Raw genomic sequence first — 14,418 nt, 5'->3', positions numbered from 1 at the left:
CGTACCGCTTCGCCGGCTCTACGCCGAAGGCGGCGCCGTGCTGCTCCGCACGACCAGGCTGGTGGCGAGCTCCACCCGCGTGCCCGCCGACGGCCGTTCCTCCCGCCCCAGTTCGAGCACCAGTTTCGCCGCCGCCTCCGCCATCTCCGTGAGCGGCTGCCGTACGGTCGTCAGCGGCGGCCCCACCCAGCGGGCCAGCGGCAGGTCGTCGAAGCCGACGACGCTCAGGTCCTCCGGGATGCGCAGCCCGAGTTCGCGCGCGGCCTCGTACACGCCGAGCGCCTGGAGGTCGTTGCCCGCGAAGACCGCGGTGGGACGGTCGGGCAGCCGCAGCAGCTCCAGCCCCTCGCGGTAGCCCATGTCGTGGTGGAAGCTGCCCTGCCGGATCAGTTCGGGGTCGACCGACAGTCCCGCCGTCTCCAGCGCGGCACGGTAGCCGTCGACGCGGGCGCGGCTGCACATGATCCGCGAGGGCCCGCTGATCGCGCCGATCCGGGTGTGGCCCAGCTCGACGAGGTGGCGCGTGGCGGACAGCCCGCCGTGCCAGTTGGTGGCGCCGACCGAGGGCACGTCGGCGCCCGGGTCGCCGGCCGGGTCCACCACCACGAACGGGATGGAGCGGCTGGTCAGCAGCGCCCGCTGGGACTCGTCGAGGCCGCTGAGCACCAGCACCACGCCGTGCGGGCGGCGGGCGGCGACCTGGTCGGCCCAGGTACGGCCCGGGGTGAGGCGGCCGGCGCTCTCCGAGAGGACGACACTGAGCCCCTCGTCGCGCGCGACGTTCTCGACGCCCCGGATGACCTCCATCGCCCACGCGCTCTCCAACTCGTGGAAGACGACGTCGATGAGCGGCGAGCGGGCGGCCTCGGCCCGGCGCCGCCGGTAGCCGTACGCGCGCAGCAGCTCCTCCACGCGCGTGCGGGTCCCCGGCGCGACGTCGGCGCGGCCGTTGAGCACCTTCGAAACCGTCGGTGCGGACACCCCGGCCTCACGGGCGATCTCGGCGAGCGTCGCCGTCTGTGTGGACCTCGCCGCCGACCGGGACTCCACGGGCTTCGCAGGTTTCATGAACGGGATCGTATCCCTGGGCAAGGTCATGACGGATCCTCTCCGACGCCGGGATTTCCCGGAACATTCGGAGACCGTCCGGAAACATTCGTACGGCGACCAGGGGCACCCACCGCGAAACCAGCAGAAGGCGCCCCCGGCAGCCCTCACATCACCTCACTTCACCCGCACCTCGCACCGCATCCGCCGCTCCGCTCCCACCACTCGCTCCGCCCCCGTCAGCGTCACCGGCACCACGTGGCGAACGTCGGTCCCGGCGCTGGAGGACGCGAGCCGCAGTTCCAGCGCGCCGGGTTCGACGATCCGGTCGCCGTCCGGGCCGGTGTAGGCGGCCAGGTCCGCGGGAAACGTGAAGTGGACCTCCGCCGAAGCACCCGCTTCGAGGGGCACCCGTGCGTACCCGACCAGGCGGACCACCGGTCGCGCCACCTTGCCGACCGGGTCGTGCAGATACAGCTGGACGACCTCCGTGCCGGACCGCTCGCCGGTGTTGCGGACCGTGACCCGCAGCGCTGTCTCGCCGTCCGTCGGGAAGGACTCGGCGTCGACGGACGCCGCCGTCCAGTCGTACGTCGAGTAGGACAGCCCGTGCCCGAAGGGGAACAGCGGCGTCGGGTCGAGGTTGCTCGCCCCGCTGACCTGTCCGAGCGGCGGGGCGAGATAGGTGTACGGCTGTCCGGCGGGCTCGCGCGGCACGCTCACCGGGAGCCGCCCCGACGGGTTGACCCGCCCGGACAGGATGCCCGCGACCGCGGGGCCGCCGTCCTGGCCGGGGAAGAACGCCTGCACCACCGCCGCGGCCCGGTCCGCCCAGCGCCCGAGCGCGTACGGCCGCCCGGAGAACACCACCAGCACGACGGGCGTCCCGGAGGCCATTGCCCGGTCCACCAACTCGGCCTGCCCCTCGGGCAGTTCGAGGTCTGCGGCGTCGCATCCCTCGCCCGAGGTGCCGCGCCCGAACAGTCCGGACCGGTCGCCGACCGCGACCACGCACACGTCGGCGGCCGCCGGGTCGTCCCCGATCTCGACGTCCGGCAGCTCCGCGCGCAGCGCGTCGAGCAGGGTCGGCACGGCGACGCCCATCGGGACGTCGGGGTGGTCGAGGAGGACATGGCGGGGGAAGGTGTAGCAGCCGAGCATGGCCGCCGGGTCGTCGGCGAGCGGACCGAGGACGGCGATCCGCCGCACCCCGGGCGCGAGCGGCAGTACGCCGTCGCCGTTGGCCAGCAGCACGACCGACTCCTGTGCCAACTGCCGTGCCAGGTCCCGCATGTGGGGCGGATCGAAGTCGACCGTCCCGTCGGCGGCCGGGGGCGCCCAGTCGGGGTCCAGCAGCCCCAGTTCGCACTTCTGCGTCAGTACGCGCAGCGCGGCCCGGTCCACCAGCTCCTCGTCGAGCGGTCCCGATCCATAGCACCGCACGGCCGGCAGCTCCACGTCCACGCCCGCCGCGAGCGCGAGCGCCGCCGCCCCCGCCGGGGAGTCCGTGAGCCCGTGGGCCGACTCCAGGAGGGTCACCCCGAAGTAGTCGGCGACGACCGTGCCGGTGAACTGCCATTCCTCGCGCAGCAGTTGGGTGAGCAGTCGGTGGTGCGCATGGGCGGGCAGCCCGTCGACGTCGTTGTACGCGGCCATCACCGACCGCGCGCCGCCCTCCCGCAGGGCCATCTCGAACGGCGGCAGGATGACGTCCGCCAGCTCGCGCGGGCCGATCGACGCGGGCGCGTGGTTGCGGGCGCCGCGCGAGGCCGAGTACCCGGCGAAATGCTTGAGCGTGGCGACGATGCCCGCCGACTCCAGGCCCTGGACGTAGGCGGTGCCGACGGTCGCCACGAGGTGCGGGTCCTCGCCGATCGACTCCTCCGTGCGGCCCCAGCGCGGGTCCCGTACGACGTCGAGGACGGGGGCCAGCCCCTGGTGGATGCCGACGGACCGCATGACGGCGCCGATCGACGACGCCATCTCCTTCACCAGGGCGGGGTCGAAGCTCGCACCCCAGGCGAGCGGGGTCGGGAAGATCGTCGCCTGCCAGGCGGTGAACCCGGTGAGGCACTCCTCGTGCGCGAGGGCGGGCAGCCCGAAGCGGTTCGCGGAGCGGATGCGTTCCTGGAGGGAGGCGAGCCGGGCCGTGCCCTCCGCCGGGTCGACGGGCGAGGTGCCGAAGGGGCGGGTCAACTGGCCCAGCCCGTGCGGCAGAAGCTCCGCCAGGTCGATCTCCTCGGACAGGGCGTGCTGCAGCGGCGCCATGTCCCCGCCCGGCGTCTCGTTCGAGCCGGGCCACACGCTGTAGAGCTGGGCGATCTTCTCCTGGGTGGTCATACGGGCGAGCAGGTCGGCGGCGCGGACGGCGGCGGGCAGAGCGGGGTCCTGCCAGGGGTGGATCATGTAACTCCTCACAGATACGGGGGGATCGGCCGTCAGCCCTTGGTCGCGCCGAGTGTGATGCCGCCGATCAACTGCCGCTCGGCGACCGCGTAGAAGGCGAGGGCGGGCACCATGGCGAGCACCAGGTAGGCGAAGATGCGGGCCACGTCGGAGGCGTACTGGCCCTGGAACTGCTGGATGCCGACCGGGATCGTCCACCAGGTGGGCTCGCTGAAGACGAGCAGCGGCAGCAGGAACTGGTTCCAGCTGCTCACGATGGCGAGGACGGAGACCGTGCCGAGCGCGGGCCGGGCCAGCGGCAGCAGGATCCGCCAGAAGAACTCGAAGCGGGTGCAGCCGTCGAGGGTCGCCGCCTCCTCCAGCTCCCCCGGGATCTCCCGGAAGAAACCGCGCAGGATGATTATCGTCACCGGCAGTCCGAAGGCCGCCTCGGGCAGGATCACGCCCCACGGGTTGTCCAGCAGCCCGAAGGTGCGCAGCAGGATGAACAGCGGCAGGATCGCCACCGCGAACGGGAACATCAGCCCCATCGTGAACAGGGTGAACATCAACTCCCGTCCGCGGAAGGAGAACCGGGCGAGCGCGTACGCCGCCAGGGCCGCCGTCGTCACCGTCAGCAGGGTGGCGCCCACCGCGATCACCGTGCTGCTGCCGATGGACCGCCAGAACGTGCCCGAGCCGAGCAGCGAGGTGTAGTTCGACGTCACCCATGGCGAGGGCAGCCCGAACGGGTTGGAGGAGAGCTGGTCGGTGGACTTGAAGCCGGAGATCAGGGCGTAGAGGAGAGGGGTGACCATGAAGACGCCGACCACCCACAGGGTCACGTACACGGGCAGGCTGCGCAGCCGCCGGCGCCGCCGCGCGCTCTTCCGTATCTCCGTCGTGGCGCTCATCGTTTTCCTCGCATGGTGGTGATGGCTCCTTCGGTGTCCCTGCGCAGCACGAAACGCTGGTAGGCGAGGGCGAAGACCAGGCTGATCAGGAACATCACGACGCTGATGGCGCTGGCGTAGCCCATCTGATAGCGCTTGAAGCCGTACTGGACCATGCTGATCGCCATGGTCTCGGAGGCGTGGTCGGGGCCGCCGGTGGTGATGACCCAGACCAGGTCGAAGAGCTGGATGGAGTAGACGACCGAGAGGAACGCGCTGATCCGCAGGGTCGGCGCGAGCAGCGGCAGCGTGATGTGCCAGAAGCGCTGCCAGGTGCCGGCTCCGTCGATGCGCGCCGCCTCCTGCAGCTCGGCCGGAATGCCCTGCAGGCCCGCCAGGTAGAGCATCATGTGGAAGCCGAAGTACTTCCACGTCATGACGATGAAGAGGGTGGGCATCACGCTGTGCTGACCGGCGAACCAGTCGCCGCCCAGCCCGGCGAGACCGACCTTGTCGAGGACCTTGTCGGCGAGCCCCGCGCCCGGCGCGAAGATCATGCTGAACAGCACGCCGGTGATGACCTCGGACAGGATGTACGGGGCGAAGAACAGCATCCGGTACACGGCGCGGCCGCGCAGCTTCTGGTTGAGCAGCACGGCCATGGCGAGCGCGAACGGCAGCTGCAGGATGATGGAGAAGCCGATCAGCAGCGCGCCGCGCCCCAGGTCCCCCATGAACACGGGGTCTTTGAAGAGCCGTGTGTAGTTGTCGAGGCCGATGCTGTCCGAAGGCGAGCCGAAGCCGCCCCAGTTGAAGAAGCTGACGTAGATCGCGTAGCCCATCGGCACCAGCACGAGCATGCCGAACAGGACGAGGGCGGGGACCGTGAACACGACGGCCGACAGCCAGTCGCGCACCCGGCGCAGCGGCGACCTGCGGCGCGGCGGGCCGGGGGCGGCGTGGTCCCGGTCGGCGAACTTGCCGACCTCGGACGCGTACGCCGCCGACCCCCCGGAGGAGGCCGAAGAGGTGGCGGGGGTCGAAGTCGAGTGGGTCATCGGCGGCGCTAGCTCTTCTCGCTCTTGGCGACCTGCGTGACCGAACGCGTCACCTGCTCGGGCGACTTGGAGCCCGCGATGAGGGCGGCGACGCTGTCGTTGATCTCCTGGCCGACGGCGGGGGCGTATGCCTGGTCGAGGTAGAGCTGGAAGCCGGTGGCCTTGTTCAGCATCTCGGAGACGGCGGTGAGGTTGGGGTCGGTGAGCGCGCCGAGCGTCTGCTTGGACACCGGAATCAGGCCGGTCTGCTTGACGAGCTTCTCCGCGAACTCCTTCTCGGCGAAGAACTTCAGGAAGTCCAGCGCCTCCTGCGGGGCGTCCTTGCGCAGTGCGTGGCCGCCGCCCCCGCCGAACACCTCCGTGAGCGCGCCCTTTCCGCCCTCGACGGCGGGGAAGGAGAAGAAGCCGAGGTCCTTGCCGATGCCCTTGCCGGAGTCGGCCTCGACGATCGGCGCCCACTGGCCCATCAGCTCCATGGCCGCCTTGCCGTTGCCCATCAGGGCCGCTTCGCCGTTGGGGTCGGAGTAGGCCCCGCCGAGGAACCCCTTCTGGAAGGGCTGCAGCGCGACGAGGTCCTTGAGGTGCTGGCCGGCCTTCACGAAGTCGTCGCCGGTGAAGTCGGCGTCGTCGGAGGCCTTCTGCATCGCGTCGAGACCGGCGACGCGCATCGAGAGGTACGCCCAGTAGTACATGCCGGGCCACTTCTCCTTGCCGGCCAGGGCGATGGGCGTGATGCCCTTGGCCTTCAGGGCGCGGATGGCGTCGAGGTAGGCCGACCAGGTGGTGGGCGGCGTGGTGATGCCGGCCTTCTTGAAGAGCGCCTTGTTGTACCAGAAGCCGACGGCGCCTATGTCGAAGGGGACGGCGTACATCTTGTCGTCGTACTTGTAGGCCTCCATCGAGGCGGGCACGTAGTCGGCGGTCCAGGGGATCTTGCCCGTCAGGTCCTCGACCAGTCCCGCGTCGAGTTGCTGCTTGAGGACGCCGCCGCCCCAGGTGTGGAAGATGTCCGGCAGCTTGCCCGAGGCGATCTGCGCGGTCATCTTCGACTTGTAGGCCTCGTTCTCCATGGTGACGACCTTGATCTTCACGTCCGGGTGCGCGGCTTCGAACTCCTTTGCGCGCTGGGCCCACAGCTTCTTCGCGGGCTGGGTCGTGGTGATGTTCCACCACTCGATCGTCTTCTTGCCCGAACCGCTGTCGCCGTCCGAGGAGCCGCACGCGCTCAGCCCGGCCGCGCCCAGGCCGGTTGCCGCGGAGGCCGCCAGGAACCCACGGCGAGAGAAGTTGGAGGTCGTACCGAACGGTCGCATCGCACACCTTCCGGAAAGGAGCCGAAAATTATCGGTCAAGTGCGCACGGAAGTTACGGGCCGACGACAGGTATGTCAACGCTCCTGACAAATACGGGGGCCGACGAGATCCGCAAGACGGCGACCGGGTGACGAAAGCGCAGGCAGGGGGCGCGGGACAGGCTCGGGCGTCAGACGAGCGGGGCCGTACTCGCCCGCACCACCAGCTCAGTGGCGAGCTCGATCCGGGGAGAGGCGGGCTCCTCGCCGAGCGCGAGGCGCAGCACCGTACGCGTGGCCAGTTTGCCCATGTCCGCCAGGGGCTGGCGGACGGTCGTCAGCGGCGGCGCCGACCACCGGACCTCGGGCAGATCGTCGAAGCCGACGACGCTCAGGTCCTCCGGAACCCGCAGGCCACGGCGCCGCAGTGCCTCGATCGCGCCCAGCGCCATCTGGTCACTGGAGGCGAACAGCGCGGTCGGCGGCTCGGTCAGGTCGAGCAGGGCGTTGCAGCCGTCGAAGCCGGCGGAGTGGTAGAAGTCGCCGGGCACGATCAGCGCGTCGTCGACGGCGATGCCCTTGCCTTCCAGCGCCGCCCGGTAGCCGTCGAGCCGTGCCCGCGAGCAGAGCAGCCGGGGCGGCCCCGCGATGAACCCGATCCGCCGGTGCCCGAGGCCGAGCAGATGCTCCGTCGCGGCCATGCCACCGGCCCAGTTGGTGGCGCCGACGGTCGGCAGGTCGAGGGAGGGTGAGCCCGCCGGATCGACGACGACCAGCGGCACCCCGAGCCGCCGCAACTCGTCGTGCAGCCGGGGTTCGAGCACCGAGGTCACCAGGATCACGCCGTCCGAGGCGCGCGCCCGCAGATTGGTCATCCACTGGCGGGCCGACCCCGACGCCCCGTGGATGGCGGACACGACCGTGCCCACTCCGGAGGCGTGCGCGACCTCCTCGACCCCTCGGATGATCTCCACGGCCCAGGGGCTGTCGAGGTCGTTGAAGACCAGGTCGATGAGGGCGGCCCGGTCGCCCGGGGCGTTCGCCTTCCGCTGGTAGCCGTGGTGGCGCAGCAGGTCCTCGATCCGGGCCCGGGTCTCGGGCGACACGTCGGAGCGGCCGTTGACGACTCGGGACACGGTGGGCACCGAGACCCCGGCCTGCCGGGCGATCTCGGTGATCGTCACCTTGTTCTTGATGCTCTCCCGGGCCACGCGCCCACCTCCGTTGCCGAAACCTTGCAGGGGCCTTCCGGAATTCCGGGCTCGGCGTGAAGGCTACAGGGAGGGCGCACGGCTCTGTCCGGCCGGACAGCGCTTCAGCGCGGCGAAACGACCTGCCTGAAGAGGCGGATCGGACCGACTGCCGCGCCGCCCAATCTCCCTACGGGCGTACCCAGGGGGAGAGCGACACCGTCTCCGAGCGCACAACCGAAGAGGGCCAGCCCCACCCCGAGTGTGCTGACGCCGGGCAGGATCCCCGTCTGCACGGAGAAGACGAGGATCGGCACGCAATTGGAGAGGGCGACCAGGGTGAGACTCCTGCGAGAAAGCCTGAAGCACCACACGAAGAACATCCCCGCGAAGCCCAGCACCTGCAGGGCGATCACCACACCACTGAAATCGTTCGAGCTGCCGTATCCGAGCTCGGCCCGCGGAGTGAAGACACCGGCCAGGACGATCACCGAGGCCGCGAGATAGGACGCGTCACCGTAACCGATCCTGCTGATGCACACGGTCCCGAAAATCGCTCCGCTGAGAGTAATGGCAATCGAGTACAGAAGAATCGGCATATCTCCGCTGATAAAACTGACGAAGACCGGCACGGCGAACAGGAAGGCGACCGTATCGCGCGCGCCGCGTGCACGCCGGGCAGAGGGTCGCCCGAGCATTTCGAGAAATTCCCTGCGCGACTGAGCCGCCCGGGCACACTTCTGCGCGACATGAAGATCCACCAGCGATGTCACGATCAGCAGCACGGAAAACACCATGAGTACCGCCGAGTAAAGCAAAAACATATCCGGTTCCATCAGGGGACCATCATCGAACAGACTGTAATCGTTGTAGTGCCCATAGAGCAGGGAATCCTCATTGGTGGCCATTCCCAACCCCAACAAAGCGATCGCCACGGACACGACGACATACATCAACCCCGAGATGATGTCCCCGTACGAGAAGTCCTTCCGGCGTCGCGCGGTGAGATTGGCCAGGTGAACGCCCAGGGTGAGCCGTTCCCCGTCCGGCTTCCCGGGGCCGGAGACGGACACCGTGCCCACCGCCTGATCCGCTGAGTACGCGCCCTGCGCACCCGCCGGTTCGGGGCGAGCTCGTTTCGCGAGGGCCAGGTCGCCGGATCCGTCGAACTTGCGCCGCGGCAGGGGGTACTTGCCCGAGAGGCGGCTGCTCATGCGCCTGAACACCTCGTCCAGGCTGACGTCAGCGGAATCGTCGAGGTCCTCCGGCTCCGCTTCGAGGGCGTCCGCCAACGCCTGGGTGAAGGGGCTGGCCTCCCCCGGGGATTCCGCGTCGGCAGCCATGTCGATCGCGCTGGACGCGGTGATGACGTATCGCCCCTTCCCTGCGAGGGAATCCGGCATGACCTGGGCTCTTCCCTTGAAGGCGCCACTGTGGCAGCAGTCGAGAACAACGACCACCGTGCCCGCCCGCGTCTTCTTCATGATCTTGTTCAGCGAGTCCGCCGAAACCGCGGTGGAGACCATCCTGTTCTGCACCGAGTCCCTGCCGCAGAGAAAGAGCTCCTGCTGCTCCCGAACCCCGTGTCCGCTGTAGTAGAAGAGCAGGGTGTCCCCCGTCTCCCCCTTGGCGAAGAAATCCTCGGCCAGCTCCATGATCTCTTTCGAGGATCGCTCGTAGAAGACTTCCACGTCCTCCGAGCGGAATTTTCCCGTTCGAGGATTCGTGAGCGACGACCAGAGAATCAGCCCGTCTTTCCGTGGCCCCTCCAGCCGGCGAAATCGGGAAGGGTCCGCAGGGAAGACGGAGTTGCAGATCACCAATGCGCGGTACACCGCCACCCCCGTTCCGCTATGTTGCCCGTCAGGCAACAAGTAGATCGCCCGTATCGTACTCGGCGATCTCCGTACAGGAGGTTGGGATGACGGAATCAGTGCAGATCAGAATCCGCACGGAGGTCACCGGACTGACAGCGGATCACCCGGTCGCGCAAGAGGCTCTCGATGATTTCGCGAGTGACGCCCGGGAGGTGCCGGGCCTCTCCGTGGAAGAGGGAGGTGTGCCCGCCTCGGGAGCGAAGGGCGGCCCTTCGGAACTCCTCCTCGCGCCCGGGGCGCCGTCCGCCGCCTGGGCCGTGGTCAAACTCGTCGAACTCTGGCTGCGGCGTGACCGCTCGCGCTCGATGAAGATCACCATCCAACGAGACGGCGGCGAGGCGCTCGCGGTCGACGTCTCCGGTGAGCACATCTCCACCCAGGCCCTGGAGACGGGCATCGCCAAGGCCCTCGGGGAGGCCGCGGGCACTGAGGCCACCGAGGAGGCCTCGCAGGAGACGAACGAGACGTAGCGAAGGGAAGAGCCCCGGTGACGGAGGAGTCCGTCAGTCCCCGTCCACCGACTCGAACCGCCAACGGTGCACCGCCCGGGACACCAACTCACCGGTCGGTTCCGGGAGTTCGGGGAGCTCGGCGTCGTAGGCCGCGTCCCACCAGGTGATGACGAGGACGCGGTCCTGCGGGGCGCGGAAGGTCTCCCGGCGCAGGGGCTGCCCGTCCAGCTCCTGCTTCCGGGCCCAGGCCAGCAGGTCGGCGCCACGGCCGTCCAGGGCCCGGGCCTCCCACATCAGCGCGACGGTCACGAGTACAGGTTCTCCTTGCTGACCTCGTGCACATGGTCGTGCGAGTGACCGCGTCCCGGCACATGCGGGTCCGTCACCGGAAGCGACGAGTCCGCGGACAGATCCCAGTCCGAGGCGGCGCGCCCCCGGGCCACCATCTCGGCGCCCAGCGCGGCGACCATCGCCCCGTTGTCCGTGCACAGCTTGGGGCGCGGTACCCGCAGCCGGATACCCGCGGCCTCGCAGCGCTCCTGGGCCAGCACCCGCAGCCGGGAGTTGGCGGCGACGCCACCGCCGATCATGAGGTGGTCGACGCCCTGTTCCTTGCAGGCGCGTACCGCCTTGCGGGTCAGCACGTCCACCACCGCCTCCTGGAAGGAAGCGGCGACATCACGCACCGGCACCTCCTCCCCCGCCGCCCTCTTGGCCTCGATCCAGCGGGCCACGGACGTCTTCAGACCGGAGAAGGAGAAGTCGAACGCCGGGTCACGCGGGCCGGTCAGGCCGCGCGGGAACGCGATCGCGGCCGGGTCGCCCTCCTTGGCGTACCGGTCGATGACCGGGCCGCCGGGGAAGCCGAGGTTCAGCACACGCGCGATCTTGTCGAAGGCCTCACCCGCCGCGTCGTCGATGGTCGCGCCCATCGGCCGTACGTCGGAGGTGATGTCCGTGGACAGGAGCAGGGACGAGTGGCCGCCCGAGACCAGCAGGGCCATCGTCGGCTCGGGGAGCGGGCCGTGCTCCAGCTGGTCCACGCAGATGTGCGAGGCGAGGTGGTTGACGCCGTAGAGCGGCTTGCCGAGCGCGTAGGCGTACGCCTTCGCCGCCGAGACCCCGACGAGCAGCGCACCGGCGAGCCCGGGGCCCGCCGTGACCGCGATGCCGTCCAGGTCGCGCGCGCTGACGCCCGCGTCCTTCAGCGCCCGCTGGATGGTGGGGACCATCGCCTCCAGGTGCGCGCGGGAGGCGACCTCCGGGACGACTCCGCCGAAGCGGGCGTGCTCGTCGACGCTGGACGCGATGGCGTCCGCGAGCAGGGTGGTGCCGCGGACGACGCCGACGCCGGTCTCGTCGCAGGAGGTCTCGATGCCGAGGACGAGCGGTTCGTCAGCCATTGATCTCTGTTTCCTGTACGGATGGGGAACCCGCGGCGGAGCCGCTGTCGGATGGGGTGGTGAGGCGCATGACCAGGGCGTCGATGTTCCCCGGCTGGTAGTAGCCGCGTCTGAACCCGATGGGCTCGAAGCCGAAGCGCTCGTAGAGCTTCTGCGCGCGGATGTTGTCCACCCGGCACTCCAGCAGCACCTCGGCGCACTCGAACGCGGTCGCGGCCCGCAGCAGTTCGGTCAGCAGCCGCGAGCCGAGCCCGGTACCCCACTGGTCGCGGGCGACGGCGATGGTCTGTACGTCGGCCAGGTCGCCGTTGGCGGCAAGGCCCGCGTACCCGAGCACCCGCTTCTCGGGCGTCTCCGCCACCACGTACCGGCGCGTCGCGTCCGGGCCCCGCGCGTGGGCCAGTTCGGACCAGAACATGCCCCGGGACCAGGCGTCCTCGGGGAAGAGTTCCTTCTCCAGTTCCAGCACGGGATCGAGGTCCCACCAGCGCATCTCGCGCAGCTCGGACGTCACTTGGGGGTGACCACCTTGTAGTTCTTGGGGACCTGCGCGTCGGGGCGGCGCAGGTACAGCGGCCGGGGCGCGGCCAGGTCCTCGCCCGCCGCGAGGCGTTCCGCGGCAAGGGCGGCGAGCGCGGCCGCCGAGACGTACTCGGGCGCGCGGACGTCGGGGAAGGTGTCGGGGTAGAGCAGCGCGCCGGCGCCGACGGCGGGCAGCCCCGCGACGGTCTCGGCGATCTCGGCGGGCCGGTCGACGGCGGGCTCCGTGACGCGCGTGCGGGCGTCCTCGTACCGCGCCCAGTACACCTCCTTGCGCCGTGCGTCCGTCGCGACGACGAAGGGCCCCTCGATCTCGGCCGCGTAGGCGAGCCCGTCCAGGGTGCACAGGCCGTACACGGGCACCCCGAGCGCGAGGCCGAAGGTGTCGGCGGTCATGAGGCCGACGCGCAGCCCGGTGTAGGGGCCGGGTCCGACGCCGACGACGACGCCGGTGACGGCGTCGAGCTTCAGCCCGGCCTCGGCGAGCACGCGGTCGACGGCCGGCAGCAGCAGTTCCCCGTGCCGCCGTGCGTCCACCTGGCTCGAGGAGGCAACGACGGACGTGCCGTCGTGCAGGGCGACGGTCACGGCGGGGGTGGCGGTATCCAGAGCTAGCAAGAGCACGCAAACAGCCTACGGCGCCCGGGGCGGGAGCACGGCCGCCCGGGTCTGCCCCTTTCCGGCTGCTACCGTCACCACAAACGAGGTACAGGGTTCGAACGTGGTACGAGAGGTGGGCACACCAGGTGGCTAGGAGCAGCTCGGGATTCGTGGCCGGGCTCACCGTGGCGGCCGTCGCCGCAGTCAGCTTCCTCGCCTACCAGGCGTCGGCGAACGTCCCGGACAACCTGGGCAAGGCGCACGAGAGCGCGTCGCCCAAGGCCGCCACCTCGAAGGCCCCGCGGGACAAGAAGGGCCCGGCGGCGCCGCCCGAACAGTCCGGCACAGGCGAGCGCGTCGTCTACTCCACCGGCGACAACCGCGTCTGGCTGGTCGGCGCGAACGGCAAGCCCCGGCGCACCTTCAAGGTCACCCCCAGCGCGGTCGACCCGACGCCCGCCACGTACCGGGTGACGTCCCGCTCGAACGCCGTGACCGGCTCCGACGGCACCCCGATCGAGCACGTCGTGCGCTTCGCGACCAGCCAGGGCGTGGCGATCGGCTTCAGCGCCGCCGTCAGCGGCTCGACCGGCGCGCCCGACCCGGCCGCCAAGACGGGCGGCATCCGCGAGTCCCGCGCGGACGGCGACGCGATGTGGGAGTTCGCGACGATCGGCCAGAAGGTCGTCGTCGTCCAGTAGGACCGCAACACACGCCACGACACGGCACGACGGCGCGACCACGGCGCCATCACCGCACGTCAGTGCGGCAACACGGCGTGACGCCGATACCTCCGACAGCGTTACGCGGCCTTGCGGGGCTGCTCACTCCTGCGCGTCTCGGCGACGGGTGCCCGCGGCGGTGTGGACACCGCGTCGGCCGCCGCGCACGACGCCAGCAGATCCCGCATCGACACCGCGCCCGTCACGCGCGCCGGCGCCTCGTCTCGTTCCGATGCCGACATGGACGCCTCCTGGGGCCGGGGGCAAGCGTGGTTAGGTAGACCTAACTACGAGCTGGTATCCATGTGACCACGGCCGGGACGCCGTACGCAACATCTTGCCGACGTCTTGTCGGAACATTCATGTTCCGGCTTCTCCGGCGGCGGTCAGGCCGAGAGCACGCTCAGGTCGGCCGTCGTCCAGCGCTCCCCCAGCCCGGTGAGCGTGACGTGCCGTACCTCGTCCGTGGTGTCCCCGACCGCGCGGTGGATGACGACGTGCAGCCGGTCGTCGGTCAGCTCCTCGACCTTGCCCTCGCCCCACTCGACGACGATCACCGAGTCGGAGAGCGAGACGTCGAGGTCGAGGTCCTCCATCTCGTCGAGCCCGCCGCCGAGGCGGTACGCGTCCACGTGGACGAGGGGCGGGCCCTGGACGAGGGAGGGGTGCACGCGGGCGATGACGAAGGTCGGGGAGGTGACGGCGCCCCGGACGCCGAGCCCCTCGCCGAGCCCGCGGGTCAGTGTCGTCTTGCCCGCGCCGAGCTCGCCGTTGAGCATCACCAGGTCGCCCGGGCGCAGCAGCTTGGCGAGCCGACGGCCCAACTCCTGCATCTGTTCGGGGGAGTTGACGGTGAGGCGAACGGTGACGCCGCTGGGCATCGGGGCATGTGATGTTGCGATTTCTTCCATCGTCACTCACTTGCAGTAGTACACTGGTCACGCCCCGCAAGGGGCCGGT

Annotated in this window: 15 protein-coding genes; 2 read left to right on the top strand and 13 right to left on the bottom strand. The window is 70.2% G+C overall.

Features of this window, described 5'->3' with window-relative positions:
* Window positions 1-18: 18 nt before the first annotated feature.
* From ACN6LB_RS29640 to ACN6LB_RS29610, 7 genes are all read right to left on the bottom strand, one after another.
* Complete coding sequence (locus ACN6LB_RS29640; protein WP_356131519.1) at window positions 19-1,068, bottom strand: LacI family DNA-binding transcriptional regulator; 1,050 nt, start codon at window positions 1,066-1,068, stop codon at window positions 19-21.
* A 156-nt stretch (window positions 1,069-1,224) separates the two neighbouring features.
* A complete protein-coding gene (locus ACN6LB_RS29635) occupies window positions 1,225-3,453 on the bottom strand; it encodes a beta-xylosidase/alpha-l-arabinosidase (protein ID WP_445028534.1) in 2,229 nt (742 codons plus the stop codon).
* Between the two features lie 32 nt (window positions 3,454-3,485).
* Window positions 3,486-4,346 carry a carbohydrate ABC transporter permease gene (locus tag ACN6LB_RS29630; RefSeq protein ID WP_356131513.1) on the bottom strand — a complete coding sequence of 287 codons (861 nt, stop codon included), beginning with the start codon at window positions 4,344-4,346 and terminating at the stop codon, window positions 3,486-3,488.
* Window positions 4,343-5,383: a carbohydrate ABC transporter permease gene (locus ACN6LB_RS29625; protein WP_356131510.1), complete on the bottom strand. Its 1,041-nt coding sequence runs from the start codon at window positions 5,381-5,383 to the stop codon at window positions 4,343-4,345. Before ACN6LB_RS29625 ends, ACN6LB_RS29630 begins: the two co-directional genes overlap by 4 nt.
* Before the next feature lie 8 nt (window positions 5,384-5,391).
* Window positions 5,392-6,696 carry an extracellular solute-binding protein gene (locus ACN6LB_RS29620; protein WP_356131507.1) on the bottom strand — a complete coding sequence of 435 codons (1,305 nt, stop codon included), beginning with the start codon at window positions 6,694-6,696 and terminating at the stop codon, window positions 5,392-5,394.
* 169 nt (window positions 6,697-6,865) lie between these two features.
* Window positions 6,866-7,885 (bottom strand): LacI family DNA-binding transcriptional regulator, encoded by a 1,020-nt coding sequence (locus tag ACN6LB_RS29615; RefSeq protein WP_445028533.1) that lies wholly within the window; start codon window positions 7,883-7,885, stop codon window positions 6,866-6,868.
* A gap of 104 nt (window positions 7,886-7,989) precedes the next feature.
* Window positions 7,990-9,705: a caspase family protein gene (locus tag ACN6LB_RS29610; protein ID WP_445028532.1), complete on the bottom strand. Its 1,716-nt coding sequence runs from the start codon at window positions 9,703-9,705 to the stop codon at window positions 7,990-7,992.
* A gap of 80 nt (window positions 9,706-9,785) precedes the next feature.
* Between ACN6LB_RS29610 and ACN6LB_RS29605 the strand changes: the two genes are divergently transcribed.
* The gene (locus ACN6LB_RS29605; protein WP_445028531.1) at window positions 9,786-10,211 is read left to right on the top strand and encodes a hypothetical protein; all 426 of its coding nucleotides are present in this window, start codon (window positions 9,786-9,788) and stop codon (window positions 10,209-10,211) included.
* A gap of 33 nt (window positions 10,212-10,244) precedes the next feature.
* Here the strand turns inward: ACN6LB_RS29605 and ACN6LB_RS29600 are convergent, their stop codons facing one another.
* Genes ACN6LB_RS29600 through tsaB form a run of 4 tightly spaced genes read right to left on the bottom strand, consistent with a single transcriptional unit; the run spans window position 10,245 to window position 12,760 of the window.
* The gene (locus ACN6LB_RS29600) at window positions 10,245-10,502 is read right to left on the bottom strand and encodes a hypothetical protein (protein WP_445028530.1); all 258 of its coding nucleotides are present in this window, start codon (window positions 10,500-10,502) and stop codon (window positions 10,245-10,247) included.
* Window positions 10,499-11,596: a tRNA (adenosine(37)-N6)-threonylcarbamoyltransferase complex transferase subunit TsaD gene (gene tsaD, locus ACN6LB_RS29595; protein ID WP_445028529.1), complete on the bottom strand. Its 1,098-nt coding sequence runs from the start codon at window positions 11,594-11,596 to the stop codon at window positions 10,499-10,501. The genes ACN6LB_RS29600 and tsaD overlap by 4 nt, the downstream gene beginning before the upstream one ends.
* Window positions 11,589-12,089: a ribosomal protein S18-alanine N-acetyltransferase gene (rimI, locus tag ACN6LB_RS29590; protein ID WP_445028546.1), complete on the bottom strand. Its 501-nt coding sequence runs from the start codon at window positions 12,087-12,089 to the stop codon at window positions 11,589-11,591. Before rimI ends, tsaD begins: the two co-directional genes overlap by 8 nt.
* Before the next feature lie 17 nt (window positions 12,090-12,106).
* Window positions 12,107-12,760 (bottom strand): tRNA (adenosine(37)-N6)-threonylcarbamoyltransferase complex dimerization subunit type 1 TsaB, encoded by a 654-nt coding sequence (gene tsaB, locus ACN6LB_RS29585; RefSeq protein ID WP_356131488.1) that lies wholly within the window; start codon window positions 12,758-12,760, stop codon window positions 12,107-12,109.
* 122 nt (window positions 12,761-12,882) lie between these two features.
* Here tsaB and ACN6LB_RS29580 point away from each other — a divergent pair, with 122 nt between their 5' ends.
* Entirely contained in the window at window positions 12,883-13,437 is a 555-nt protein-coding gene (locus ACN6LB_RS29580; protein ID WP_445028528.1) for a hypothetical protein, read from the top strand.
* 101 nt (window positions 13,438-13,538) lie between these two features.
* Here the strand turns inward: ACN6LB_RS29580 and ACN6LB_RS29575 are convergent, their stop codons facing one another.
* Entirely contained in the window at window positions 13,539-13,700 is a 162-nt protein-coding gene (locus ACN6LB_RS29575; protein WP_445028527.1) for a hypothetical protein, read from the bottom strand.
* Window positions 13,701-13,844: 144 nt separating this feature from the next.
* Window positions 13,845-14,339 carry a tRNA (adenosine(37)-N6)-threonylcarbamoyltransferase complex ATPase subunit type 1 TsaE gene (gene tsaE, locus ACN6LB_RS29570; RefSeq protein ID WP_356131479.1) on the bottom strand — a complete coding sequence of 165 codons (495 nt, stop codon included), beginning with the start codon at window positions 14,337-14,339 and terminating at the stop codon, window positions 13,845-13,847.
* Window positions 14,340-14,418: the final 79 nt, after the last annotated feature.

The organism is Streptomyces sp. SAS_270 (assembly GCF_052543295.1).
Note: the sequence above shows the minus strand (reverse complement) of the source record. Positions and strands in the feature narration are given on the sequence as shown.

Excerpts from the sequence above, each read along its gene's own strand:
- ACN6LB_RS29635 (WP_445028534.1), bottom strand. The coding sequence starts at position 3,453 with ATGATCCACCCCTGGCAGGACCCCGCTCTGCCCGCCGCCGTCCGCGCC.
- tsaD (WP_445028529.1), bottom strand. The coding sequence starts at position 11,596 with ATGGCTGACGAACCGCTCGTCCTCGGCATCGAGACCTCCTGCGACGAG.
- ACN6LB_RS29620 (WP_356131507.1), bottom strand. The coding sequence starts at position 6,696 with ATGCGACCGTTCGGTACGACCTCCAACTTCTCTCGCCGTGGGTTCCTG.
- tsaE (WP_356131479.1), bottom strand. The coding sequence starts at position 14,339 with ATGCCCAGCGGCGTCACCGTTCGCCTCACCGTCAACTCCCCCGAACAG.
- ACN6LB_RS29575 (WP_445028527.1), bottom strand. The coding sequence starts at position 13,700 with ATGTCGGCATCGGAACGAGACGAGGCGCCGGCGCGCGTGACGGGCGCG.
- rimI (WP_445028546.1), bottom strand. The coding sequence starts at position 12,089 with ATGCGCTGGTGGGACCTCGATCCCGTGCTGGAACTGGAGAAGGAACTC.
- ACN6LB_RS29640 (WP_356131519.1), bottom strand. The coding sequence starts at position 1,068 with ATGAAACCTGCGAAGCCCGTGGAGTCCCGGTCGGCGGCGAGGTCCACA.
- ACN6LB_RS29605 (WP_445028531.1), top strand. The coding sequence starts at position 9,786 with ATGACGGAATCAGTGCAGATCAGAATCCGCACGGAGGTCACCGGACTG.
- ACN6LB_RS29625 (WP_356131510.1), bottom strand. The coding sequence starts at position 5,383 with ATGACCCACTCGACTTCGACCCCCGCCACCTCTTCGGCCTCCTCCGGG.
- ACN6LB_RS29630 (WP_356131513.1), bottom strand. The coding sequence starts at position 4,346 with ATGAGCGCCACGACGGAGATACGGAAGAGCGCGCGGCGGCGCCGGCGG.